At 74.2% G+C, this 23042-nt stretch carries 22 protein-coding genes; 12 read left to right on the top strand and 10 right to left on the bottom strand.

What is annotated here, in order from left to right:
* The first annotated feature begins 205 nt into the window (after positions 1-205).
* Entirely contained in the window at positions 206-1411 is a 1206-nt protein-coding gene (locus ABZ249_RS22875) for a PP2C family protein-serine/threonine phosphatase (protein WP_355266339.1), read from the top strand.
* Between the two features lie 9 nt (positions 1412-1420).
* On the opposite strand, the gene ABZ249_RS22870 is transcribed toward ABZ249_RS22875, so the two are convergent.
* Positions 1421-2230, bottom strand: a complete 810-nt coding sequence (locus ABZ249_RS22870; RefSeq protein WP_355266336.1) for a cyclase family protein — start codon at positions 2228-2230, stop codon at positions 1421-1423.
* Positions 2231-2370: 140 nt separating this feature from the next.
* On the opposite strand from ABZ249_RS22870, the gene ABZ249_RS22865 reads away from it, so the two are divergent.
* The 5 genes from ABZ249_RS22865 (at position 2371) to ABZ249_RS22845 (ending at position 8186) form a co-directional block, all read left to right on the top strand.
* The gene (locus ABZ249_RS22865) at positions 2371-4053 is read left to right on the top strand and encodes an alpha-glucosidase (RefSeq protein ID WP_355266333.1); all 1683 of its coding nucleotides are present in this window, start codon (positions 2371-2373) and stop codon (positions 4051-4053) included.
* Positions 4054-4262: 209 nt separating this feature from the next.
* Positions 4263-5294 carry an iron-siderophore ABC transporter substrate-binding protein gene (locus tag ABZ249_RS22860; RefSeq protein WP_355266362.1) on the top strand — a complete coding sequence of 344 codons (1032 nt, stop codon included), beginning with the start codon at positions 4263-4265 and terminating at the stop codon, positions 5292-5294.
* A gap of 71 nt (positions 5295-5365) precedes the next feature.
* On the top strand, positions 5366-6331 hold the full coding sequence (locus ABZ249_RS22855) for an iron chelate uptake ABC transporter family permease subunit (RefSeq protein ID WP_355266359.1): 966 nt from the start codon (positions 5366-5368) through the stop codon (positions 6329-6331).
* Entirely contained in the window at positions 6328-7407 is a 1080-nt protein-coding gene (locus ABZ249_RS22850) for an iron chelate uptake ABC transporter family permease subunit (RefSeq protein WP_355266330.1), read from the top strand. The genes ABZ249_RS22855 and ABZ249_RS22850 overlap by 4 nt, the downstream gene beginning before the upstream one ends.
* Positions 7404-8186: an ABC transporter ATP-binding protein gene (locus ABZ249_RS22845; RefSeq protein ID WP_355266327.1), complete on the top strand. Its 783-nt coding sequence runs from the start codon at positions 7404-7406 to the stop codon at positions 8184-8186. Before ABZ249_RS22850 ends, ABZ249_RS22845 begins: the two co-directional genes overlap by 4 nt.
* A 22-nt stretch (positions 8187-8208) precedes the next feature.
* Here the strand turns inward: ABZ249_RS22845 and ABZ249_RS22840 are convergent, their stop codons facing one another.
* Positions 8209-8703 carry a MarR family transcriptional regulator gene (locus tag ABZ249_RS22840; protein ID WP_220560130.1) on the bottom strand — a complete coding sequence of 165 codons (495 nt, stop codon included), beginning with the start codon at positions 8701-8703 and terminating at the stop codon, positions 8209-8211.
* 17 nt (positions 8704-8720) lie between these two features.
* A complete protein-coding gene (locus ABZ249_RS22835) occupies positions 8721-9344 on the bottom strand; it encodes a TetR/AcrR family transcriptional regulator (RefSeq protein ID WP_355266324.1) in 624 nt (207 codons plus the stop codon).
* Between the two features lie 82 nt (positions 9345-9426).
* On the opposite strand from ABZ249_RS22835, the gene ABZ249_RS22830 reads away from it, so the two are divergent.
* From ABZ249_RS22830 to ABZ249_RS22820, 3 genes are all read left to right on the top strand, one after another.
* Positions 9427-9843, top strand: a complete 417-nt coding sequence (locus ABZ249_RS22830; RefSeq protein ID WP_220560132.1) for a VOC family protein — start codon at positions 9427-9429, stop codon at positions 9841-9843.
* 62 nt (positions 9844-9905) lie between these two features.
* Positions 9906-10637: an HD domain-containing protein gene (locus tag ABZ249_RS22825; RefSeq protein WP_355266321.1), complete on the top strand. Its 732-nt coding sequence runs from the start codon at positions 9906-9908 to the stop codon at positions 10635-10637.
* A gap of 109 nt (positions 10638-10746) precedes the next feature.
* Positions 10747-11361, top strand: coding sequence for a TetR/AcrR family transcriptional regulator (locus ABZ249_RS22820; protein ID WP_355266318.1), 615 nt, complete (start codon positions 10747-10749; stop codon positions 11359-11361).
* A 70-nt stretch (positions 11362-11431) separates the two neighbouring features.
* Here ABZ249_RS22820 and ABZ249_RS22815 read toward each other — a convergent pair whose 3' ends face one another.
* From ABZ249_RS22815 to ABZ249_RS22800, 4 genes are read right to left on the bottom strand one after another with little or no spacing between them, the layout of a single operon-like run.
* Positions 11432-12643, bottom strand: a complete 1212-nt coding sequence (locus tag ABZ249_RS22815; protein ID WP_355266315.1) for an acyl-CoA dehydrogenase family protein — start codon at positions 12641-12643, stop codon at positions 11432-11434.
* A gap of 3 nt (positions 12644-12646) precedes the next feature.
* A complete protein-coding gene (locus tag ABZ249_RS22810) occupies positions 12647-13660 on the bottom strand; it encodes a phosphotransferase family protein (protein ID WP_355266313.1) in 1014 nt (337 codons plus the stop codon).
* Positions 13653-14438: an SDR family oxidoreductase gene (locus tag ABZ249_RS22805; protein WP_220560138.1), complete on the bottom strand. Its 786-nt coding sequence runs from the start codon at positions 14436-14438 to the stop codon at positions 13653-13655. Before ABZ249_RS22805 ends, ABZ249_RS22810 begins: the two co-directional genes overlap by 8 nt.
* Positions 14438-15193, bottom strand: a complete 756-nt coding sequence (locus ABZ249_RS22800; RefSeq protein ID WP_355266312.1) for an SDR family oxidoreductase — start codon at positions 15191-15193, stop codon at positions 14438-14440. The genes ABZ249_RS22805 and ABZ249_RS22800 overlap by 1 nt, the downstream gene beginning before the upstream one ends.
* Before the next feature lie 152 nt (positions 15194-15345).
* On the opposite strand from ABZ249_RS22800, the gene ABZ249_RS22795 reads away from it, so the two are divergent.
* Complete coding sequence (locus ABZ249_RS22795; protein WP_355266309.1) at positions 15346-15639, top strand: GNAT family N-acetyltransferase; 294 nt, start codon at positions 15346-15348, stop codon at positions 15637-15639.
* A 121-nt stretch (positions 15640-15760) separates the two neighbouring features.
* On the opposite strand, the gene ABZ249_RS22790 is transcribed toward ABZ249_RS22795, so the two are convergent.
* Positions 15761-16717: an NADPH:quinone oxidoreductase family protein gene (locus ABZ249_RS22790; RefSeq protein ID WP_220560141.1), complete on the bottom strand. Its 957-nt coding sequence runs from the start codon at positions 16715-16717 to the stop codon at positions 15761-15763.
* Between the two features lie 169 nt (positions 16718-16886).
* On the opposite strand from ABZ249_RS22790, the gene ABZ249_RS22785 reads away from it, so the two are divergent.
* Positions 16887-18362: a carboxylesterase family protein gene (locus ABZ249_RS22785; protein WP_355266356.1), complete on the top strand. Its 1476-nt coding sequence runs from the start codon at positions 16887-16889 to the stop codon at positions 18360-18362.
* Between the two features lie 201 nt (positions 18363-18563).
* Here the strand turns inward: ABZ249_RS22785 and ABZ249_RS22780 are convergent, their stop codons facing one another.
* Positions 18564-20969, bottom strand: a complete 2406-nt coding sequence (locus ABZ249_RS22780; RefSeq protein WP_355266306.1) for a Tex family protein — start codon at positions 20967-20969, stop codon at positions 18564-18566.
* A gap of 202 nt (positions 20970-21171) precedes the next feature.
* Positions 21172-21522 carry a hypothetical protein gene (locus ABZ249_RS22775; RefSeq protein ID WP_220560142.1) on the bottom strand — a complete coding sequence of 117 codons (351 nt, stop codon included), beginning with the start codon at positions 21520-21522 and terminating at the stop codon, positions 21172-21174.
* Positions 21523-21736: 214 nt separating this feature from the next.
* Between ABZ249_RS22775 and ABZ249_RS22770 the strand changes: the two genes are divergently transcribed.
* Positions 21737-23029, top strand: a complete 1293-nt coding sequence (locus ABZ249_RS22770) for an MFS transporter (protein WP_355266303.1) — start codon at positions 21737-21739, stop codon at positions 23027-23029.
* The last annotated feature ends 13 nt before the right edge of the window (positions 23030-23042 follow it).

The raw sequence follows: 23042 nt of genomic DNA, 5'->3' as shown, positions 1-23042 counted from the left end.
GAGGATGTGGGTCGGGTGATCATTTCGCGGGAGACGGTGATCGACAACGTGAATCCGACGATCGTGCCGCGGGCGCAGATCGAGCCCGAGCACCGCAAGAAGTCCGCCTGACGCCTCGCCCCGCGCCCCGGTCCGGGGACACGCAGGCCCGCCACCGCCCCTTCGCCGCGTTCGTGGTGTGAGATGGCGCAAGGGGGTGGTGCGCATGGCTCTGACGGACCCGGAGGGCGAGTACCTGTTCGACGAGCTGGTCCGGTCGGTGCACGACCGGGGGCCGCTGGAGGTCCTGGAGGCGGTCGAGTCCTACGCCGCGGCCATCGGCCTGGACCGGATCATCGTCTACGTGGTCGACATCCAGCAGCGCCTGCTGGTCCCGCTCACCGAGGGCGAGCCCCTCGCCGTGGACGGCACCACCGCGGGCAGCGCCTACCGCTCCGAGACCCTGCGCCTGATCGAGGCCGGTGGCCGGCTGGAGCTGTGGCTGCCGCTGCGCGACGGCGTCGACCGCATGGGCGTCCTGTGCGTGTGCGCCTCCTTCCTGGACGAGCCCACCCTGCGCCGCTGCCAGACCCTGGCCTCCCTGCTGGGCCTGGTCATCACGTCCAAACGCGCCTACAGCGACACCTACGCCCGCCACACCCGCACCCGCCCGGTGCACCTGCGCACCGAGATGCTGCGCGCCTTCCTGCCGCCCCGCACCCTGGGCACCGCCCGCGGCATCTCCACCGCCGTCCTGGAACCCGCCTACGAGCTGGGCGGCGACGCCTTCGACCACTCCATCACCAAGGACGTCCTGCACGTGGCCATCCTCGACGCGATGGGCCACGACCTCGCCTCCGGCCTGACCGCGTCCGTGGCCATGGCCGGCGCCCGCAGCGCCCGCCGCAACGGCGCGGGGCTGAGGGAGCTCACCGCCGAGGTGGAGGAGGCGCTCACCGCCTGGCTGCCCGAACGCTTCTGCACGGGCGTCTTCGCCACCCTGAACCTGGGCAACGGCCTGTTCTCGTGGGTCAACTGCGCCCACCCCGCCCCGCTGCTCATCCGCAAGGGGCGGCTGGCCCCGGGCGCCCTGGAACGCGACTCCGAGCTCCCCCTGGGGCTGGTCGAGATCGGCGCGGGCACCGCGCGCACCGTCCACGAGCTCCGGCTCGAACCCGGGGACCAGATCCTGCTCTACACCGACGGGGTGACCGAGGCCCACGACGGGCAGGGCCGCATGTTCGGCCTGGAACGGTTCGCCGACTTCATCATCCGCGCCACCTCCGCCGAGGAGCCCGCCCCCGAGACGCTGCGGCGGCTCATCCACGCCATCCACGACCACCAGCGCGGCAGCTTCACCGACGACGCCACCATCGTGCTGCTGGAGTGGACCCCCGACGGGCCCGGAGCGGACCGGACCCCTCAGGCGTGAGCCACCCGCTCACCACAGGGCCAGGACCCGGCTGGGCCCGCCGGAGGCGTCCGCGCCCGGCAGCACGCCGACGGTGAGCAGGGCGCCCGCGGGCGGCAGCCGGTCCAGGCCCCGCAGCGCCTCCAGGCCCCACCGGTCGGCCCGGCCCACCACCTCGTGGGCCTCGAACCCCGCGGACACGGCCGGGTCGGTGCTGAGCGTGTCCACCCCGGTGCCGACGATGCCCCGCCGGGAGATCAGGAAGTCGCAGGCCTCCGCCGAGAACCCGGGGAAGTGCCACGACCCGTCCCCGTCCGTACCGCGCACCGCGGCGTCGCCCCGCTCCCAGCGGGCGCTCCACCCCGAGTGCATGAGCACCGCTGCACCGCGCGGGATCTCCCCGTGCGCGCGCTCGAACGCCAGCACGTCGTCCACCGTCACGGAGGTGTCGGGGTCCTCGGCGGCCCGGGCGGAGATGTCGATCACCGCGGCGGGCGCCACCAGTTCCTCGGGGCGGATGTCCGGCACCATCCTGCCCCCGCCGATCACGTGGCCGGGCGCGTCCAGGTGGGTGCCGGTGTGCTCGCCCAGCGTCCACCGCTGCACGTAGAACCCGAACTCGCCGTCGGGGGCGGGCCCGGAGACCGTCTCCCGGCGCGGCTTCTCGTCGTCCCACCCCGGCAGGGACGGGGTGATCACGTGGCTGAGGTCGGCGACGTGCCGGTACCCCCGCGGCCACGCGGGGGGCTCCGCCGGGGGCCGTCCCCCCGCGGAGGCGGTGGCGGCGGCTTCCCCGGCCGTCCTGGCCCGGACGGTCTCACCGGTTCCGTGCAGACACATGTGCCACCCCTCGCGCTCGCTCCACCGCGGTACGCCCGGTCCGCGGGCGCTGCCACCCTACCGGGCCGGGCGGGGGTTCGGCCGGGGGCGGGGCGGGGCAGGAAGCAGGGGCGAGGACCCCTGCGAACCCGGAGACGCCGATGCCCCAGACCCCCGCCGACCCCTGGTGGAAGTCCGCCGTCGTGTACCAGATCTACCCGAGCAGCTTCCAGGACGCGGACGGCGACGGCCTGGGCGACCTGCCCGGCGTCATCGACCGGCTCGACTACCTGCACACCCTCGGCGTGGACGTGGTGTGGCTGTCGCCGGTGTACCCCTCGCCCCTGGCCGACAACGGCTACGACATCAGCGACTACCTCGGCATCCACCCCCGGTTCGGGACCCTGGCCGACTGGGACCGGCTGCGCGACGGCCTGCACGAGCGCGGCATGCGGCTCATCATGGACCTGGTCGTCAACCACACCAGCGACGAGCACCCCTGGTTCGCCGACTCCCGGGCGTCGCGGGACTCCCCCTACCGCGACTTCTACTTCTGGCGCCCGGGCCGCGGCGACGGCCCGCCCAACAACTGGGGCTCCGTCTTCTCCGGCCCGGCCTGGACCCGCGACGACGCCACCGGCGAGTACTTCCTGCACCTGTTCACCCGCAACCAGCCCGACCTGAACTGGGAGAACCCCAAGGTCCGCGAGCAGGTGCACGACATCGCCCGCTGGTGGCTGGACCGGGGCGCCGACGGGTTCCGGATGGACGTCGTCAACTTCGTGTCCAAGGTCCCCGGGCTGCCCGACGGCCCCGTGCCCCCCGGGGGCGGGTACGGCCTGTTCGCGGAGTACTCCATCAACGGGCCGCGGCTGCGCGAGTTCCTCGGCGAGCTGCGCGACGCCGCCTTCGCCGGGCGGGACGTGCTCACGGTGGGGGAGATGCCCGGGGTGAGCGTGGAGCAGGCCCGGGCGCACACCGACCCGGTGGACGGGGAGGTGTCCATGGTGTTCCAGTTCGAGCACGTGGACCTCGACCACGGGCCCGGCGGCAAGTTCGACCGGGTGCCGCTGGACCTGCGCCGCCTCAAGGACTCCCTGGACCGCTGGCAGCTCGGGCTGGCCGACCGGGGGTGGAACAGCCTCTACCTGAACAACCACGACCAGCCCCGGGCGGTGTCCCGGTTCGGCGACGACGGCGAGCACCGGACGGCCTCGGCCAAGACCCTGGCCACCACGCTCCACATGATGAAGGGGACCCCGTACGTCTACCAGGGCGAGGAGCTGGGGATGGCCAACGCCGGCTTCTCCGACATCTCCGAGTACCGCGACGTGGAGACCCACAACCACTACCTCCACGCGATGGCCGCGGGGGCCGACGAGTCGCGGGTGATGGCGGGGATCGCCCGGATGAGCCGGGACAACGCGCGCACCCCGATGCAGTGGGACGCCTCGCCGAACGCCGGGTTCACCACCGGCACCCCGTGGATCGCGGTCAACCCCGACCACACGGAGGTCAACGCCGAGGCGGCGCTGGCCGACCCCGACTCGGTGTTCCACCACTACCGGCGGCTCATCGCGCTGCGCAAGGAGCACCCGGTGGTCGTCCACGGGTCCTACACCCCGCTGCTGCCCGAGCACCCGGCCCTGTACGCCTACACCCGGACGCTGGACGGCACGGTGCTGACGGTGCTCGCCAACTGGAGTGCCGACACGGTGGCGGTGGACGCCGACCCGGCCGTCGCGGGCCCCGGTCCGGAGCTCCTGCTGGGCACCCACCCGGCGGCGGAGGGGGTGTTCGCGCCGCTGCGGCCCTGGGAGTCGCGCGTGCTGCTGTCGCGCTGAACCCGGTGTGCGCGCCGGTGACCTGCGGTGGCCGCCCGCCGGGTGATTTCAACTTTTTTGAAATGCGGACCAGGTGAGGTTAGACTAACCTTCGTTTGCCGGGATCATCCCGCTTCGCCCCTTTGCGCCTCCCCCGGGTCTCCCGACCCGTGCGCAGCGGTCGCCTGCCCAAAGCGCGGCCGATCCTCACCGAGAAAGCACCTGTGCACATGGACTCCACCCTGCGCCGCGCCGGCGGCATCGGAATCGCGGCCCTGCTGACCCTGGGCCTCGCCGCCTGCGGGACCCCCGCCGCCGAGGAGGAGGCCCCCGCCGCGGAATCGGCCGACGGCGCCTTCCCCGTCAGCATCGAGAGCGCCCTGGGCACCGCCGAGATCCCCGCCCAGCCCGAGCGGGTCGTCACCCTGGGCCAGGGCTCCGCGGAGACCGCCATCGCCCTGGGCACCGTCCCCGTCGGCATCGAGAGCTACGAGTGGGGCAGCGACGAGACCGGCTACCTCCCCTGGATCCACGAGGCCGTGACCGAGGCCGGAGCCGAGCCGCCCACCCAGTTCGCCGGGGCCGACGACATCGACTTCGAGGCCATCATCGAGCTGGAGCCCGACGTCATCCTCGCCCCCTGGTCCGGTGTCACCCAGGAGCAGTACGACGTCCTCACCGACATCGCCCCCACGGTCGCCTACCCCGACCTGCCCTGGAGCACCGACTGGGACCAGCAGATCGAGATCATCGGGCAGGCCCTGGGCAAGCCCGAGGAGGCCGGCGAGCTCATCGAGGGCATCGAGACGCAGTTCGAGGAGGCCGCCGCCGCCAACCCGGAGTTCGCGGACCTGACCTTCTCCTACGTGTACAACACCGGCCCCGGCACCCTCGGCGTCTTCCTGCCCGACGAGCAGCGCGTCGCCATGGTCCGCGGCCTGGGCCTGCAGGTCGACCCGGTCGTCGAGACCTTCCCCGAGACCGAGGGCACCGACTCCGCCGTCATCGGCCTGGAGAACGCCGACAAGCTCGCCGACAGCGACCTGGTCTTCACCTTCTACAGCAGCCCCGAGAACCGCGAGGAGATCGAGGCCCAGGAGCTCTACCAGGCGATCCCCGCCGTCGAGCGCGGCTCCGTCGTCGCCCCCGAGGACCAGCCCTTCGTCACGGCCTCCTCCATCATCAACCCGCTCACCGTCCCCTGGACGCTGGAGCGCTACGTGCCCCTCATCGAAGAGGCCGCCGCGAACCTCGACGGCTGACACGCACCGGTAAGGCGATTGTGAGAACACGCACGACGCCGCCCCGGACCGGCCCCGCCCGCGCCGTGCTCATGCTCGGCGCGGGCGTCGCCGCGCTGGCCGGGGCGATCCTGCTCAGCCTCGTCGCGGGCGGCAAGCCCACACCGCTCCCCGACGTGTGGCGGGTGCTCACCGGTGATGCCGACCCCTACATCACCACAGTGGTGCACAGCCGCGTCCCCCGGACCGTCCTGGGCGTCCTGGTCGGCGCGGCCCTGGCCCTGGCGGGCACCCTCATGCAGGGCGTCACCCGCAACCCCCTGGCCGACCCCGGGCTGCTCGGCGTCAACGCCGGTGCGGCCGCCGCCGTGGTCACCGCCACCGCGCTGTTCGGGCCGACCTCGGTCACCGGCACCGTGTGGTGGGCGCTGCCCGGAGCGCTGGCGGCGGGCCTGGCCGCCTACGCCGTCGGCAGCCGCGGCGGCGACGCGGGCCTGGTCCGCCTGGTCCTGGCCGGAGCCGTGGTCTCCGCCGTGCTCATGGCCTACGTCCAGGCGATCGCGCTGAGCATGCCCGACACCTTCGACAGCTACCGCTACTGGGTGGTGGGCTCCCTGGCCGGGCGCGGCTTCGACGTGATCGTCGCGGTGCTCCCGGTCGTCGGCGCCGGGGTGCTGCTCGCCGTGCTCACCATGGGCGGCCTCAACGCCCTGGCCCTGGGCGAGGAGGCGGCCACCGCCACCGGGGCCAACACGGCCTGGACCCGCTCGGCCGGGCTCGTGGCGGGCGTGCTGCTCGCCGCCGGGGCCACCGCCGCGGCCGGGCCCATCGCGTTCGTCGGCCTGGCCGTCCCGCACGTGGTGCGGGCCCTGGTCGGCGTCGACTTCCGGCTCCAGGTGCCCTTCGCGCTCCTGGTCGGCCCGGTCCTGCTGCTGCTCGCCGACGTGGCGGGCCGCACCGTGGTGCGGCCCATCGAGCTCATGGTCGGTGTGGTCACCGCGTTCGTCGGCGCGCCCGTGCTGCTGTACGCGGTCCGGAAGATGCGGACGACCTCATGAACCGAACCCTCACCGGACCCGCCCCGCAGGCCCCGGCCGCCACCCGCCGCGACCCGGTGCTGCGCCTGGGCCGGGCCGTGGCCCTGCCCGTCCACCCCCGCTCCCTGCTGTGGGGGGTGCTGCTGGTGCTCGCGGTGCTCGCCGTCGCGGCCGCCACGCTCTCCCTGGGGCGGCTCGGCATCCCGCTGACCCGGATCCCCACCGTGGTCGCCGGCGGGGGAGAGGGCGCCGAGGCGTTCGTGTTCGAGCGCCTGCGCGGCCCCCGGCTGACGGTCGCCCTGGGCACCGGCGCCGCACTGGGCCTGTCCGGCGCGCTCTTCCAGTCGGTCACCCGCAACCCGCTGGGCAGCCCCGACGTCATCGGGCTCGGCGCGGGCGCGGGGGCGGGGGCGGCCTGCGCCGCCCTGCTGCTGCCCGGAACCGTCCCGATCCCGCTGGGCGCGCTGGCCGGGGCGGTCCTGGCGATGGCCCTCGTGGCGCTGAGCACCGGGACCGGGCTGCGCCACCCCGGGCGGCTCATCGTCGCCGGGATCGGCGTGGCCGCCATGGCCCAGGCCTTCACCCACTTCGTGGTGTCGGTCATGGCCCGGGACCAGGCGAACGTGCTGTCGGCCTACGTCAACGGCAGCCTGGGCGCCCGCGACTGGGGCCACGCCGCGACCATCTGGGGAGCGCTCCTGCTCGCGGCGCCGCTGCTGGTGTACCTGGCCGGCCCCGTGGCCGTCAACGAGATGGGCGACGAGCTCTCCGACGCCCTGGGCGCCTCCGCGGCCCGCACCCGCACCCTGGCCATCGGCTTGTCGGTGGTGCTGTCGGCGGCCGCCGTGGCGGTGGCCGGGCCGATCGCGTTCGTGGCGCTGACCGCGCCGCAGATCGCCCGCCGCCTCACCGGGGCGGCCGGGCCCCACCTGGTCCTGTCCGCGGCCACCGGCGCCCTCCTGCTGGCCGCCGCGGACCTGGGCGTCCAGCAGTCGCCCGTCGGCGACGGCCTGCCGGTCGGCCTCTTCACCATGGCCCTGGGCGGCGTCTACCTGGGCCACCTGCTCATCCGCGAATGGCGAAAGGGAGTCCTATGAGCCCGGTACTGTCCGCCGAGGACCTCACCCTGGGGTACGGGGCCGAGCCGGTCGTGCGCGGCCTGGACCTGAGCATCGCCGACGGCGAGTTCACGGTGATCGTCGGCCCCAACGGGTGCGGCAAGTCCACCCTGCTCAAGGCCCTGGGGCGGATCAACAGGCCGGTCTCGGGCCGGGTGCTGCTGCACGGCACCGACATCCGCTCCCAGCGCGCCAAGGCGGTCGCCCGCCGGATGGCGATGCTGCCGCAGAGCCCCACCGCGCCCGAGGGCATCACGGTGCGCGGGCTGGCCGCCCGCGGCCGGTTCCCGCACCACACGCTGCTGCGGCAGTGGAGCCCGGCCGACGACGAGGCGGTGGAACGCGCCCTGGAGCTGACCGGGCTCTCCGACCTCGCCGACACCCGGGTGGGCTCGCTCTCGGGCGGCCAGCGCCAGCGGGCGTGGGTGGCGATGGTCCTGGCCCAGGACACCGGGGTGCTGCTGCTGGACGAGCCGACCACCTACCTGGACATCGCCCACCAGTACGACCTGTTGGAGCTGTTCGCCGACCTGCACCGGCGCGGCCGCACCGTGGTCGCGGTGCTGCACGACCTGGCCCAGGCGGCGCGGTTCGCCACCCGCCTGGTGCTCATGGACCGGGGGAGCGTGGTCGCCGACGGCCCGCCCGACGAGGTCATCACGGCCGACCGGGTGCGGGAGGTGTTCGGGCTGTCCTGCGACGTGGTGCCCGACCCGCGCACCCGGACCCCGCTGGTGATCCCGCACGAGCGGTCCTGACCACCCGTCCGGGCCGCCCGGACTACCCCTCCCGGGCGGCCTTGTACTCCTCCCACTGGGCGAGGAGCGCGTCGTGGTGGTCGTCGAGCCAGGTCATGTAGTCGTGCATGTTCCGCAGCCGGGCGCGGGCGTGGGGCCTGAGCCCCGGCAGCCGCTCCAGGGCGTCGGCCGCCAGCGCCTTCTGCCGCTGGAGGTAGGCGCGCTCGTTGCGCAGGAACCCGCCCCAGACGTCCTCGTCCACGGTGACGCGGCGGGTCCGCTCGCCGGGCGTCTCGACCAGGTCCACGAACCCGGCCTTGCGCAGCCGGCGCACCGCCTCCGACACCGAGCCGCGGCTCACCCCGGCCCCCTCGGCGATCTGCTCGGCGCTGACCGCCTCGTCGTCGGCGACCAGCAGGTAGCCCAGGATGCGCCCCTCCGAGCGGGGTCCGCCCTGGGCGTTCCAGTGGTCCGCGAAGCGTTGGACGAAATCGTCCCGGAACCCCTGCTCCGCCTGGTTCTCCCGCTCTTCCGGCATGGGCACGACCCTATCGGTCACCGTCCGGGCCGCGGTCCCGGGCCGCGGCCCGCGCGCAGCGACTCCAGCATGGGCTCCAGCGCCGCCCACACCGCGTCCAGGTCGTCCGGGCCGCTGCGGTCGGCCAGCCACAGCGCGGCCTCGTTCATCGCCCCGGAGAGCAGGTGCGCCGCGGGCTCCACCGGGCGGGGCGGCAGGACCCCCGCCGCCACCAACTCGGTCAGCGCCTCGGTGAGGTGGCGGGCCGAGTTGGCCTCGTCCATCTCCCGCCAGGCGCTCCAGCCCAGCACGGCCGGGCCGTCGACCAGCATGATCCGGCGGACGTCGGGCGCGGTCGCGGCGGCGAGGAAGGCCCGGCACCCGGCGGTGAGCCGGTCCCAGGGGTCGGGCTCGGCGTCGGCGGCGGTGGCGACGGCGGCGGCGACCTCCTCCTGGACCCCCTCCAGCACCGCCCGGAACAGCGCGGCCTTGCCGTCGAAGTGGTGGTAGAGCGCGCCCTTGGTCACCTTCGCCGCGGCCACGACCCCGTTGAGGCCGACCTCGGCGTAGCCGTGTTCGGCGAACAGGCGGCGGCCCTCGCGGAGCAGGGTGCGGCGGGTCTGTTCGCGCTGCCGTGCGCGGACCCCGGTGGCCTCGGGCATGGTGCGGTCCTCCGATCTTTGACATACCGACGGTACGCGAATAGTCTATTTCGCATACCGCTGGTATGTGAAAGGAAGTGCCATGAAGCTGAACTCCTTCTATCCGGTCCTGGGCACCGCCCGCCTCCCCGAGTCCCGCGACTTCTACGTCACCTGGTTCGGCTTCGAGGAGACCTTCGCCGCCGACTGGTACGTCAGCCTGCGCCGGCCCGGCCCGCCCGAGGTCGAGCTGGCCCTGCTGGACCCCGCCCACCCCACCGTCCCCGAGGGCTTCCGGGAGCCCGCCCGCGGGATCCTGCTGAACTTCGAGGTGGCCGACGTCGACGCCGAGTGGGAGCGCCTGGTGGTGCGCGGCGGCCTGCGCCCCGAACTGGCGATCCGCACCGAGGAGTTCGGGCAGCGGCACTTCATCGTGGCCGACCCCGGCGGGATCCTCGTGGACGTCATCACCGAGGTCCCGCCCGGCGAGGAGTACGCCGCGAACTTCCTGGACCGCTGAGCCCGCCGCGCCGCCTACCCTGGTGTCACCCCACCCCCGTCCCACCCAGCGGAGGCGACACCATGGCCCTCACCCTGGAGCAGGCCTCGGAGCTGGCCGCCCGTGCGCACGCCGGACAGGTCGACAAGGCCGGCCGCCCCTATGTGGAGCACGTCTACGCGGTCCGCGACCTGCTGGCCGCCCACGGCGAGCGCGCCCAGGTGGCCGGGGTCCTGCACGACGTGCTGGAGGACACCGACCTCACCGCCGACGACCTGCGCGCCCGCGGCTGCCCCGAGGAGGTCGTGCGCGCCGTGCTCGCGGTCAGCCGCCGCCCCGGCGAGACCTACGACGAGCTCATCGCCCGCGCCGCCGCCGACCCGCTGGGCCGCCTGGTCAAGCTGGCCGACAACGCGCACAACTCCGACGAGGCCCGGCTGGCGGCCCTGCCCGCCGAGCAGGCGGAGCGGCTGCGCACCAGGTACGCGCGGGCCCGCGCCGTCCTGGAGGGCGCCGAGAGCCGGGGGACCCTGATCGTCCTGTACAGCCCGCGGCCGGACGAGTGCCGGGCCTTCTACCAGGGGCTGGGCCTGCGCTTCGTCCGCGAGCGCCACGGCTCCGGCCCCGAGCACCACGCGGCGGTCCTGGCGGGCGGCCTGGTGCTGGAGCTGTACCCGGCCACGGGGGAGCGCGCCACCGGCGCGCTGCGCCTGGGGTTCGCGGTCCCGGCGCACCGCACCGACCCCGCCCTGGCGCCGGGCCGGTACACGTTCACCGACCCCGACGGGCGGGCGGTCGACGTGCGCGCGGAGTGATCCGGGCGGCCTCCGGTGCACGTGCGCTGATACCAGCCGGTCGGTATGCTGGACCGGACGTACGAACGGGTGCGCCGCCGCCGACGGCGGCGGCGGGATGGGACGGGACATGGCGATGGCGCGGCGCACGGCCGAGGCGGGGACCGGACGCGGATCGGTGCCCGAGCGCCTGCTGGAGGCCGCGACCCGGCTGTTCGCCGAACGCGGCTACGAGGGCACCTCCGTCCAGGAGATCGTGGTCTCCGCCGGGGTCACCAAGGGCGCCATGTACCACTACTTCGGCTCCAAGGACGACCTGCTCTACGAGGTCTACGCCCGGGTGCTGCGCATGCAGACCGAGCACCTGGTCCGCATCTCCCGGCTCGACGCCCCGGTCGCCGAGCGTGTGCACGCGGCCGCGGCCGACGTCATCGTCACCAGCATCGCCAACCTCGACGACACCGTCATCTTCTTCCGCTCCATGCACCAGCTCAGCGAGGAGAAGCAGCGGGAGGTGCGCAGCGAGCGCCGCCGCTACCACGAGATCTTCCGCGACATGGTCCGGGAGGGCCAGGAGGAGGGCGTCTTCCGCGCCGACGTCTCCGCCGACCTGGTGGTCAACTACTACTTCGGCTCGGTCCACCACCTGAGCACCTGGTACCACCCGGGCGGCGCGCTCACCGGCGAGGACGTGGGCCGCCACTTCGCCGACCTGCTCGTCGCGGGGCTGCGCCCGGAGAAGTAGCCCGGATACGGGCCGGGGCCGGGGGGGATCCCCCCGGCCCCTGGCGGTGTTCCGCGGCCGGACGCGGCGGTCAGGCGTACTTGCGCAGCTCGGCGCGGCCCAGCGAGCGCAGGTGCACCTCGTCGGGCCCGTCCGCGAGCCGCAGCGAGCGCGCCCCGGCCAGCCACCCGGCCAGCGGCAGGTCCTGGCTCACCCCGGCGGCGCCGTGCGCCTGGACGGCCCGGTCCAGGATCCGCTCCACCGTGCGCGGGGTGGCGATCTTGATCGCCTGGATCTCGGTGTGCGCGCCCTTGTTGCCCACCGTGTCCATCAGCCAGGCCGTCTTGAGCACCAGCAGCCGCAGCTGCTCGATCTCCACCCGCGACTCGGCGATCCACTCGCGCACCACGCCCTGGACGGCCAGCGGGCGCCCGAACGCGGTGCGCTCCAGCACCCGGCGGCAGGTCAGCTCCAGGGCCCGCTCGGCCATGCCGATCAGCCGCATGCAGTGGTGGATGCGGCCCGGCCCCAGGCGGGCCTGGGCGATCGCGAAGCCCTCGCCCTCGCCGCCGATGAGGTTCTCCGCCGGCACCCGCACGTCCTCGAAGACCACCTCGGCGTGCCCGCCGTGGTCGCCGTCGGTGTAGCCGTACACCGTCATGCCGCGCACGACCGTCAGCCCGGGGGTGTCGCGGGGGACCAGGACCATGCTCTGCTGGCGGTGCCGCTCGGCGTCCGGGTCGGTCTTGCCCATGACGATGAAGACCGCGCACTCGGGGTTGAGCGCGCCGGTGATGAACCACTTGCGCCCGTTGATGACGTACTCGTCGCCGTCGCGGACGATGCTCGTGCCGATGTTGGTGGCGTCGGAGGAGGCCACCGCGGGCTCGGTCATCGCGAACGCCGAGCGGATCTCGGCGTTGAGCAGCGGTTCCAGCCACCGCTTCTTCTGCTCGGGGGTGCCGAACATGGTCAGCACCTCCATGTTCCCGGTGTCGGGGGCGGCGCAGTTGAGCGCGATCGGGCCCAGCCGGGGGCTGCGCCCGGTGATCTCGGCCAGCGGCGCGTAGGCGAGGTTGCTCAGCCCGCCGTGCTCGGGGTGCCCGGCCAGGAAGAGGTTCCACAGGCCGCGTTCGCGGGCCTTCTCCTGGAGCACGCGCACCACCGGTGCGGTGGACCAGGGGTCCTCCCGCGCGGCCAGCTGCTCACTCAGCAGCGGCTCGGCCGGGTACACGTGCTCGTCCATGAAGGCGAGCAGCCGTTCGCGCAGCTCCTCGGTCTCCCCGTCGAAGGCGAAGTCCATCGTTCAGTCCTCCTTGAGCATGGAGTGGGCGGCGGCCACCAGGGGGGCGACCACCTCGCCGATACGGTCGAAGCCGGCGCCCACGGTCAGTCCCTGCGTGTGGCGGAAGTGGATGCCCTCGGCGATCACCGCGAGCTTGAAGCAGCCGAAGGCCACGTACCAGCCCAGCCGGGACACGTCCCGGCCGGTGGAGCGCGCGTACAGCGCCACCAGCTCCTCGGCCGAGGGGTAGCCCTCCGCCGAGGTCGCCTGCGGCACCCCCGCGTCCACGGGGCGCTCCTGGTAGACGAGCATCAGGCCCAGGTCGACCAGCGGGTCGCCCAGGGTGGCCATCTCCCAGTCCAGGACGGCGGAGATGCCGCCCTCCCCGGTGACCAGCACGTTGTCGAGCCGGTAGTCGCCGTGCACGATCGCGGGGGCCGACTGCTCGGGCAGCGTCCGGGCCAGCTTCTCGTGCAGCTCGTCGATGCCGGGGATGTCGCGGCTGCGGGAGGCGTCCAGCTGCTTGCGCCAGCGCCGCACCTGCCGCTCCAGGAACCCCTCGGGGCGGCCGAAGTCGCCCAGGCCGACCTCTGCGGGGTCCACCGCGTGCAGGTCGCCCAGCGTGGTGATGAGCGCCTCGGCGACCGCGCGGGTCCCCTCGGGGCCCAGCGGGGCGATCTGGTCGCGGGTGCGCATCGGGGTCCCCGCCACGTGCTCCATGACGTAGAACGGGGCGCCCAGCACCCCGGTGTCCTCGCACAGCAGGTGGGTGCGCGGCACCGGGACGGCGGTGTCGCGCAGCGCCGTCATCACCCGGTACTCGCGTGCCATGTCGTGCGCGGTGGCGAGCACGTGGCCCAGCGGGGGGCGGCGCACCACCCAGGAACCGGCGCCGTCGGTGACCAGGTAGGTGAGGTTGGACTTGCCGCCCGTGATCACCCGTCCCGTCAGCGGCCCGCCGACCAGCCCGGGCGCGGCCAGGTCCAGGTGCGCGCGCAGCCTCGGCAGGTCGAGCCCGGGCAGTTCCTCAGTCATGCGTTCCCTCGTTGTCGAACACCTTGGCCTGCAGCCGCCGCATCCCCGCCAGCCAGCGGTCGGGGTCGGCGGCGCGGCCCGCGTAGTAGTCGGCGACCTGCGGGTGGGGCAGGATCAGGAAGCGGCCGTCGGCCATCCCCTCCAGGACGGCGTCGGCGACCTCTTCGGGGGTGATCGCGTCCCCGGCCAGGATCGCCTTGCCCTGCGGCCCGCTCCCCTCCAGCAGGTCGGTGCGCACGCCCAGCGGGCACACGCACTGGACGGTGACGCCGCGGTCCCCGTAGGTCGCCGACATCCACTCGCCGAAGGAGAGGGCGGCGTGCTTGGTCACCGAGTACGGGGCGCTGCCCAGCATGGTGAGCAGGCCGGCCGCCGACACGGTGCCGATGAAGTGCCCGCGGCCGCGCTCCAGCCATCCGGGCAGCAGCTCGCGTGCGGCGCGCACGTGCGCCATCACGTTGACCTGCCAGGCCAGGTCCCAGTCCGCCTCGGGGGCCTCGGGGCCGCCGCCGACGCCCACACCGGCGTTGGCGACGTACAGGTCGATGCCGCCCAGGTGGGCCGCGGCCTCGGCGATCAGGGAGGTGACCCCGGCCTCGCCGGCGGCGTCGCCGGGGACGGCCACCCCGCCGATCTCGGCGGCCACGGCGGAGGCGGCGTTCGCGTCGAGGTCGTTGACGACGACCCGCGCGCCGGCGGAGGCCAGCCGGCGGGCCAGGGCGGCGCCGATGCCGTTCCCGGCGCCGGTGACGACGGCGCCGATCCCGTTGAGGTCCATCACACGCCTCCGGTCAGGGTGAGGCCGCCGTCCAGGACGAGGGTGCGTCCGGTGACCCAGGACGCGTCGTCGGAGAGCAGGAAGGCCACGGCGGCCGCGACGTCCCCGGGGTCGCCCAGGCGGTCCATGGGGTACTGGGCGGCGACCTTCTCCTCGCGGCCCTCGTAGAGGGCGGCGGCGAACCTGGTCTTGACGACGGCCGGGGCCACGCCGTTCACCCGCACCGCGGGGGCCAGCTCCACGGCGAGCTCCTCGGTGATGTGGATGAGCATGGCCTTGGTGGCGCCGTAGAAGCCGATCCCCGGGGCGGGCTTGAGCCCGGCGATGGAGGAGACGTTGACGATGGCGCCGCCGTGCTCGGCCATCCACGCCTTGTACGCCTTCTGCACCCAGGAGATCGCGGAGAGGGCGTTGACCTCGAAGATCTTGCGGGCGGCGTCGAGGTCGAGGTCGACCATGCGGCCGTACACCGGGTTGATGCCGGTGTTGTTGACGAACATGTCGACGCCGCCGAAGGCCTCCAGGGTGGCGGCGATGGCCGCGTCCTGGTGCTCGGGGTCGTCGGCGCGGCCCGCGACGCCGATGGCGTGCTCGGGGCCGCCCAGGGACTCGACGGCCTCCTGGAGGGGCTCGGGCTTGCGCGCGGTGATGCACACGCGGGCGCCGTCGTCGACGAGGCGCCGTGCGATGGCCAGGCCGATGCCGCGGCTGGCACCGGTGACGATGGCGGTTCGGCCGCCGAACCGGGAAGTCATCACATTCTCCTTAGACCGACTGGTCGGTATGCTCCTGTGGACTCTATGCCCACGGGAAGCGCGCCGCAAGGGGCGCGCGGGACGCGGGGACGGCACAATGGCCCCTGCGGTCCGAGCGGGACCGCGGCAGCGATACACGAAAGGCTCCCGCCATGGCGACCGAGGTGGCCGACGCCCCCGAGAACAAGCGCTACGAGATCCGTGTCGACGGCGAGGTGGCCGGCTTCGCCGAGTACATCCTCACCGACGGGCTCATCACCTTCACCCACACCGAGATCGACCCGGCCCACGAGGGCCGGGGACTGGGCGGCGCGCTGGTCCGCGGCGCCCTGGACGACGTGCGCGGCCGCGACCTGGACGTGCTCCCGCTGTGCCCGTTCGTCAAGGGGTGGATCCAGCGCCACCCCGACTACGCGGACCTGGTGTACGGGGCCTCCGAGAGGTGAGCGCGGGGGCCCGTGTCCGGGGACGCGGGCCCCGCCGTTCCGGCGCGGTGATTCGGACATTTCATGATCTACGTTGTCAAGGTGTCGATTCCGGCCACTATGGATCGCGGCGGTGCCGGATTCAGGCGGTGGGGTCGAGCAGGAGCTTGCCGATCGTGCCCCGCGAACGCAGTGCCTCGTGCGCTTCCCGGGCCTGCGCCAGCGGGTGGACCCCGCCGGTGACCGTCCTCAGGTCCCCGTCGGCCACCAGCGTGAACATCTCCGCCATCGCCTGGCCCATGACGTCCCCCGGCAGCATCCACACGTGCGGCAGCCACATCCCGGCCACCGTCGTGGAGAACCGCATCAGGTTGGGCAGCTTGACCGGGGAGGGGAGCTCTCGCGAGGCCATGCCGTAGAAGGCCAGCCGCCCGAACGGGGCCAGGGCGCGCACGCTCTCGTCGGTGACCCGGCCGCCCACCATGTCCAGCACGACGTCCACCCGGCGGCCGCCGTTGGCCTCGATCAGCGCCGCCGTCATGTCCGGGGCCGCGGAGTCCACGACGGCGTCCGCGCCCAGGTCCAGGGCCAGGTCGCGCTTGTCCGCGCTGCTCGCCACGGCGATCACCCGGCCCGCGCCGAACAGCCGGGCCAGCTGCACGGCCAGGGTGCCCACTCCGCCCGCGGCGGCGTGCACCACCACGGACTCGCCGGGCTGCATGCGGGCGCTCTTGCGCAGCAGGACCCACGCGGTGGCGCCCTGGACGACGAGGGCCAGGGCGGCCTCGTCGGTGACGCCCTCGGGGATGTCGTAGGCCGTGTTCGGGTCGACCACGGCCTTCTCCGCGTAGCCGCCGCCGGTGGTCAGGGCGACGATCCGGCGGCCGTCGGCGGTGCGTCCGGCCACCTCCGAGCCCGGCACCATCGGGAGGGTGGCCGGCGCCAGGTAGCTGTTCTCGGCCTGGTGGGTGTCCGCGTAGTTGATCCCGGCCCGGGTCACCTCGACCAGCAGCTCGCGCGGTCCCGGCTCGGGGTCGGGGAGTTCGGTGAGGGTGAGGACCTCGGGTCCGCCGAACTCCGTGATCTGAATGGCGCGCATGGCGGGTCTCCGTTCGTCCGTGTCATACCGACCGGGTGGTATGTTACCCGCCGGTCGCCCGGATGTCCTCCCCGGAGGCCGGGGGGCTTGCGCCAAGTTACCTAACGCTGTTAGGTGTGGTGTGGGCCACAAGAAGAGGGAAGAGGAGAGTGCGGCAGTGACCGAGAACATGGTGACGACGACCGGCGGCCGGGTCCGCGGCACGGCCTCGCCCCGCTCCGAGGACGGGACCGTCATCGTCCACCGGAGCATCCCCTACGCGGCCGCGCCCTTCGGCGAGCACCGGTTCGCCGCCCCCGCGCCCCCCGTTCCCTGGGACGGGGTCCGGGACTGCACGGCGTTCGGGCCGCCCGCCCCCCAGCGCCCCCACCTCGTCGGCGCGGCCGCCTGGTCGCCCGAGATGTCCGGCGACTGCCTCACCCTCAGCGTCTGGAGCTCCGCCCGGCCCGGCGACCGCGCCCCCGTCCTGGTGTGGATCCACGGCGGCGCCTACATCGTCGGCGCCTCCTCCGAGCCCGCCTACGACGGCACCCGGCTGGCCGAGAGCGGCCTGGTCGTGGTCGGCGTCAACTACCGGGTCGGCTTCGAGGGATTCGGCCACGTCCCCGGCCGCCCCGACAACCGCGGCCTGCTGGACCAGGCCGCCGCACTGCGCTGGGTCCGCGACAACATCGAGGGCTTCGGCGGCGACCCCGGCAACGTCACCGTCGCCGGGGAGTCGGCCGGGGCCGGGTCGGTGGTGTGCCTGATGGCCTCACCCGGCGCGCGGGGCCTCTTCCGCCGCGCCGTCGCCCACAGCGTGCCCGGTGACACGCTCACCACCGCGACGGCCCGGTCCGTCGGCGAGCGCGTCGCCGCGGCCGCCGGGGTGCCGTACGAGGCCGAGAGCCTGGCCGCACTGTCTCCGGAGAAGGTGCTGGACGCGGTCGACGCGGTCCTGGAGGCCGCGCCCTCCGCCGGCTTCAAGACCTTCACCTGCTTCGCGCCCGTGGTCGGCGGGCCGGAGCTGCCGGAGGAGCCGCTGGCCGCGGCCGCCGGCGGCGCGGGGGCCGGGGTCGACCTGCTCGTCGGGCACAACGCGCACGAGTTCCGGCTGTTCACGGAGCTCGGCGGAGAGACGCGGATCGACCGGGAGGAGGTCCTGCACCGGCTCGTGTCCAGGCTGGGGCTGCGCGGGGACGCCCTGGAGGTCTACCGGGCCGCCCACCCCGGCGCGCCCGTGCGCGAGCTCTTCAACGTGATCCAGGGGGACGCCCTGTTCTGCGAGTACACCGTCCGCTTCGCCGAGGCGCACGCCCGGGCCGGGGGCCGCGCGTTCCTCTTCCGGTTCGCCGCCGAGAGCACGGTGATGGACGGCCGCCTGGGCGCCTGCCACGCCCTGGACCTGCCGTTCGCGTTCGGCAACCTGGACGGCGACTTCGGGGCGTTCCTGTTCGAGGGCGGGCCGGGGGAGGAGCACCACGCCCTGTCGGCGCGGATGGTCGCCGCCTGGCGCGACTTCGCGGCCACCGGCGACCCGGGCTGGCCCGCCGTCACCGCCGGGGCCACGCCGGTCAAGGAGTGGAACACCCCCGACGCCCTGCACCCGGCGCCGGTCGCCCCGGCCCGCGAGGTGTGGGCGGACGTGGCCATCGTCTCCCGGTAGGCGCCCCGGACGCCCTCCCGTGCCGCAGGGGCCCGGAGGGGACGCCCTCAGGGGAGGCCCGCGGCCGTGGACCCTCCGCCGCTCGGCGGAAGGGCGAGGACGTCGGCGCGGGGCCGAGGATCCCCGCCCCCGCCCCGGGCCGGGGGTGAGGGCGGGGCACCGGCGCGAACGCGTCCGCGGCGGAGGTCCGAAAGGCGCGGCCTAGCGGCCGAGCCCGGCGCGGCGCAGCGCGTCGGCCATCGCCCCCTGCGGGGCGGCCTGCTGCCCGCCGCGGCCGCCGCCGCCCGCGTTGCCTCCGCGGTTGCCGCCCCGACTGCCGCCGCGGTCGCCGCGGCGCCGGTCGCCCTGGCCGCCGCCACCGCGCTCGTTCCGGTCCCCGCGGCGGTCCCGCCCGCCGCCCGCCGGGGCGTCGTCGGTGAGGCGCATGGTCAGCGAGATCCGCTTGCGCGGGATGTCGACGTCCTGCACCTTGACCTTCACGATGTCGCCGGGCTTGACGACCTCGCGCGGGTCCTGCACGAACCTGTCCGACATCGCCGACACGTGCACCAGGCCGTCCTGGTGGACGCCCACGTCGACGAACGCGCCGAACGCCGCCACGTTGGTGACCACGCCCTCCAGGATCATCCCCGGGGCCAGGTCGCCCAGCGTCTCCACGCCCTCCTTGAAGGTGGCGGTGGTGAACGCCGGACGCGGGTCGCGGCCGGGCTTGTCCAGCTCGGCGAGGATGTCGGTGACCGTCGGCAGGCCGAAGGTATCGTCCACGAACTCCTGCGGGCGCACCTTGGCCAGCACGTCCTTGTTGCCGATGAGCGAGGGCAGGTCGACCCCGGTCCGGTCCAGGATGCGGCGCACCACCGGGTAGGCCTCGGGGTGCACGGCGGAGGCGTCCAGCGGGTCGTCGCCGCCGGGCACCCGCAGGAAGCCCGCGCACTGCTCGAACGCCTTGGGGCCCAGGCGCGGCACCGATTTGAGCTGCTCGCGGGTGCGGAAGGGGCCGTTGGCGTCGCGGTGGGAGACGATGTTGCGGGCCAGGGTGGAGGTGATGCCCGACACCCGGGTCAGCAGCGGCACGGAGGCGGTGTTGACGTCCACGCCGACGCCGTTCACACAGTCCTCGACCACGGCGTCCAGGGAGCGCGACAGCTTGGCCTCGGCCAGGTCGTGCTGGTACTGGCCGACGCCGATCGACTTGGGGTCGATCTTGACCAGCTCGGCCAGCGGGTCCTGCAGCCGGCGGGCGATGGAGGCGGCGCCGCGCAGCGACACGTCCAGGTCGGGCAGCTCCTCGGAGGCGTAGGCGGAGGCCGAGTACACCGAGGCGCCCGCCTCCGAGACCATCACCTTGGTCAGGGACAGCTCGGGGTGGCGCTTGAGCAGGTCGGCGGCCAGGCGGTCGGTCTCGCGGGAGGCGGTGCCGTTGCCGATGGCGACCAGGTCGACCCCGTGGGCTCTGCACAGCCTGGCCAGCCGGTCGATGGAGCCGTCCCAGTCGTGGCGGGGCGCGTGCGGGTAGACCGTGTCGGTGGCGACGACCTTGCCGGTGGGGTCGCAGACGGCGACCTTCACGCCGGTGCGCAGGCCCGGGTCCAGGCCCAGGGTGGCGCGGGTGCCGGCGGGGGCGGCCAGCAGCAGGTCGCGCAGGTTGGCGGCGAACACGTTCACGCCGTCGTCCTCGGCCCGCTGCCACAGGCGCATCCGGACGTCGATGTCGAGCCGGACCAGGATGCGGGTGCGCCAGGCCCAGCGGACGGTCTCCTGGAGCCAGCGGTCGGCGGGGCGGCCGCGGTCCACGATGCCGAAGTGGTGGGCGATGGCGTTCTCGTAGCTGCTCCGGGGGACGGTGCCGTCGGGGTTCTCGGCCGGGGCCTCCTCGGGCTCCAGGGTGAGGGTGAGGACCTCCTCCTTCTCGCCCCGGTACATGGCCAGGACCCGGTGGGAGGGCAGGGCGGTGAGGGGCTCGGAGAAGTCGAAGTAGTCGGAGAACTTGGCGCCGGACTCCTCCTTGCCCTCGCGGACGGCGGAGACCAGGCGGCCCTTCTCCCACAGGCGCTCGCGCAGCAGGCCGGTGAGGTCGGCGTCCTCGGCGAAGCGCTCCACGAGGATGGAGCGGGCGCCGTCGAGGGCGGCCTTGGTGTCGGCGACGCCCCTGTCGGCGTCGACGTAGGCGGCGGCGGTCTCCTGCGGGTCCAGGCCCGGGTCGCCGATCAGCGCCTCGGCCAGTGGTTCGAGCCCGGCCTCGCGGGCGATCTGGGCCTTGGTGCGGCGCTTGGGCTTGTAGGGGAGGTAGATGTCCTCCACGCGGGCCTTGGAGTCGGCCTCCAGGATGCTCCGCTCCAGGTCCTCGGTCAGCTTGCCCTGGGACCGGATCGACTCCAGGACGGCGGCCTTGCGTTCGTCGAGCTCCCGCAGGTAGCGCAGGCGCTCTTCCAGGGCGCGCAGCTGGGCGTCGTCCAGGGCGCCGGTGGCCTCCTTGCGGTAGCGGGCGATGAAGGGCACGGTCGACCCGCCGTCGAGGAGGTCGACGGCGGCCTTGACCTGGTGTGCGCCGACGCCGAGCTCCTCGGCGATGCGCTGGTCGATCGTGGGTGTCGCAGGGGTCGTCACTGGTGTGTGTCCACTCGTCGGGTGTTCGGTGCGGGCCCATTCTGCTGTCGCGGGCGGACATTGTCATTTCGGCCGCGCCCACCGGCGGCGCGGGCCGCCGGGCCCGGGAGCGGACGGTTCGGGGCGAAGGCGGACGATGCGCGCGGCGGGGTCCGGGGCGGGGACGGGGTGTCGACGGGGGCGGGGCGCCGGAGCCGGGCGGTCAGCCCTCTCCGCCGAGGTAGTCCGGGGCGTAGTACTCGTCCAGGGGGACCGGGCCGCGGTAGCCCTGGCACATGCACTGGCGGTAGGTGGAGCTCTGCGAGCCGGTCCAGCGGCCGGGGATGACCACCTGGGTCTGGCACTTCTTGGTCTGCTGGTCGTGGAAGACGAGGTGGTGGCCGCAGCCGCACAGGGGCTGGGGGGCGCGGTCGCCGGGGTTCAGGGCCCGGGCCTGCTCCTGTTTGCGCTGCTCGGCGACGGCCTCCCGGGCCTGGCGTCTCGTGACGACGCGGCCGACGACGAAGCCGCCCAGAGCGATCGCCGCACCGAACACCATGGAGAACGGATCCATTCGCCGCCACCCCTTCTCTCGACCCGCGGCCCCGCGCGCGGGGCCCTCGTCCCATTGTGACCCATCGTCCTGTGGGACGACCGGGCCCCCGCGCGGGTTCCCCGGGAGGGTGTGTCGCCGTGACCACGGAGAGTACGGCCAAGAAATATTTGCACACATACCTTTGCAAAGAAATCTTTGGGATAGGTTCGCGGTATCCCCGAAAGGAGCCGCGATGACCTCCCCACACCCCGGGACACCCGCCCGCGCCGACCGCCTCGGCGGCGCCTTCCACCGCCTGCTGGCCGCCTCCGGGCTGACCAACCTCGGCGACGGCATGCTCGCCACCGCGCTGCCGCTGATCGCCGCGACCCTCACCCACGACCCGCTGGCCGTCGCCGGGCTGCTGGTCGTCCGGTTCCTGCCCTGGCTGCTGGTCGCCCCCTTCGCCGGGGTGCTGCTGGACCGGGTCGACCGCCTGCGCGCCATGGCGGCGGCCAACGCGGTCGCCGCCGCGGCCGTCGCGGTACTGGCCGCGGTCGTCGCCTCGGGCCGCGTCGAGATGTGGGTCCTGTACGCGGTCCTGTTCGTGGTGATCACCTGTGAGACCGTCTCGGACCCGGCCGCCCGGATCAGCGTGGCCCGGCTGGTGCCGGGGCGGCTGCTGGACCGGGCCAACGGCAGGCAGGAGGGCATGCACCTGGTGGCCCAGGACTGCCTGGCCAAACCGGTCGCCGGGCTGCTGTTCGCGGTCGCGGCCCTGCTGCCGGTGGCCGGGGTCGCCCTCTCCTACGCCCTGTGCGCCGTGCTCGTGTTCACCGTCGTCCGGCTGCTGCGCCGGCGCCCGGACCTCGACGGCGACGCGGCCGCGGACGGGCCGGCCCCGGGGCCGGGGGTGCTGGCCTCCCTGCGCGAGGGGCTGGGCCACGCGTTCGGCGACCGCCTCATCCGCCGCATGATGTTCACCAACGCCGGGACCATGGCCGGCATCCAGATGGGCACCGCCGTGATGGTGCTGCACGTCCGGCAGGTGCTGGAGGTCCCGGCGGCCCTCTACGGCGTGTTCCTGGCCGCCGTCGCGGTCGGCGGGATCCTCGGGGCGGCGGTGGCCGCCCGGCTGGTGCTCGCCGTCGGGCGCCGGACCGTGATGACGGCCGGCTACCTGGGCATGGGGCTGGGGCTGGCCGCCATGGCGTTCACCACCCACGCCGTTCCGGCAGCCGCGGCCTGGGCGCTGGTCGGCGTGTCCATGACCACCTCCAACATCGCCGGATCGGTGTTCTTCCAGACCGTCGTCCCCGACCACCTGCGCGGCCGGGTCTCCGCGGCCTTCCGCACGGTCGGGTGGGGCACGGCCCCGGCGGGCGCGTTCGTCGGCGGGCTGCTGGGCCGGATCGACCTCGCGCTGCCCTACCTGGCCGGCGGCCTGCTCATGGTCGCCACGGTCCTGGTCTTCCGGCGCACCATCGCCGAGTGCGCCCGGCTGTGCGACGAGGCCGCCGCCCGCCTGGCCGGGGCCGACCGTTGAGGGGGACGGTGCG

It is taken from the genome of Nocardiopsis sp. NPDC006139, from assembly GCF_040614155.1.
Taxonomy (GTDB): Bacteria; Actinomycetota; Actinomycetes; order Streptosporangiales; family Streptosporangiaceae; genus Nocardiopsis; species Nocardiopsis changdeensis.
The sequence above is the reverse complement of the archived record's forward strand: the minus strand, read 5'-3'. Positions and strand labels throughout refer to the sequence as shown.

Bases quoted from the DNA above. Each gene is read 5' to 3' on its own strand.
- ABZ249_RS22825 (WP_355266321.1), top strand. From the start codon at position 9,906: ATGGCCCTCACCCTGGAGCAGGCCTCGGAGCTGGCCGCCCGTGCGCAC.
- ABZ249_RS22850 (WP_355266330.1), top strand. From the start codon at position 6,328: ATGAACCGAACCCTCACCGGACCCGCCCCGCAGGCCCCGGCCGCCACC.
- ABZ249_RS22785 (WP_355266356.1), top strand. From the start codon at position 16,887: ATGGTGACGACGACCGGCGGCCGGGTCCGCGGCACGGCCTCGCCCCGC.
- ABZ249_RS22810 (WP_355266313.1), bottom strand. From the start codon at position 13,660: ATGACTGAGGAACTGCCCGGGCTCGACCTGCCGAGGCTGCGCGCGCAC.
- ABZ249_RS22770 (WP_355266303.1), top strand. From the start codon at position 21,737: ATGACCTCCCCACACCCCGGGACACCCGCCCGCGCCGACCGCCTCGGC.
- ABZ249_RS22830 (WP_220560132.1), top strand. From the start codon at position 9,427: ATGAAGCTGAACTCCTTCTATCCGGTCCTGGGCACCGCCCGCCTCCCC.
- ABZ249_RS22875 (WP_355266339.1), top strand. From the start codon at position 206: ATGGCTCTGACGGACCCGGAGGGCGAGTACCTGTTCGACGAGCTGGTC.
- ABZ249_RS22860 (WP_355266362.1), top strand. From the start codon at position 4,263: ATGGACTCCACCCTGCGCCGCGCCGGCGGCATCGGAATCGCGGCCCTG.
- ABZ249_RS22855 (WP_355266359.1), top strand. From the start codon at position 5,366: ATGCTCGGCGCGGGCGTCGCCGCGCTGGCCGGGGCGATCCTGCTCAGC.
- ABZ249_RS22805 (WP_220560138.1), bottom strand. From the start codon at position 14,438: ATGGACCTCAACGGGATCGGCGCCGTCGTCACCGGCGCCGGGAACGGC.
- ABZ249_RS22820 (WP_355266318.1), top strand. From the start codon at position 10,747: ATGGCGATGGCGCGGCGCACGGCCGAGGCGGGGACCGGACGCGGATCG.
- ABZ249_RS22870 (WP_355266336.1), bottom strand. From the start codon at position 2,230: ATGTGTCTGCACGGAACCGGTGAGACCGTCCGGGCCAGGACGGCCGGG.
- ABZ249_RS22795 (WP_355266309.1), top strand. From the start codon at position 15,346: ATGGCGACCGAGGTGGCCGACGCCCCCGAGAACAAGCGCTACGAGATC.
- ABZ249_RS22815 (WP_355266315.1), bottom strand. From the start codon at position 12,643: ATGGACTTCGCCTTCGACGGGGAGACCGAGGAGCTGCGCGAACGGCTG.
- ABZ249_RS22775 (WP_220560142.1), bottom strand. From the start codon at position 21,522: ATGGATCCGTTCTCCATGGTGTTCGGTGCGGCGATCGCTCTGGGCGGC.
- ABZ249_RS22800 (WP_355266312.1), bottom strand. From the start codon at position 15,193: ATGACTTCCCGGTTCGGCGGCCGAACCGCCATCGTCACCGGTGCCAGC.
- ABZ249_RS22845 (WP_355266327.1), top strand. From the start codon at position 7,404: ATGAGCCCGGTACTGTCCGCCGAGGACCTCACCCTGGGGTACGGGGCC.
- ABZ249_RS22790 (WP_220560141.1), bottom strand. From the start codon at position 16,717: ATGCGCGCCATTCAGATCACGGAGTTCGGCGGACCCGAGGTCCTCACC.
- ABZ249_RS22865 (WP_355266333.1), top strand. From the start codon at position 2,371: ATGCCCCAGACCCCCGCCGACCCCTGGTGGAAGTCCGCCGTCGTGTAC.
- ABZ249_RS22835 (WP_355266324.1), bottom strand. From the start codon at position 9,344: ATGCCCGAGGCCACCGGGGTCCGCGCACGGCAGCGCGAACAGACCCGC.
- ABZ249_RS22840 (WP_220560130.1), bottom strand. From the start codon at position 8,703: ATGCCGGAAGAGCGGGAGAACCAGGCGGAGCAGGGGTTCCGGGACGAT.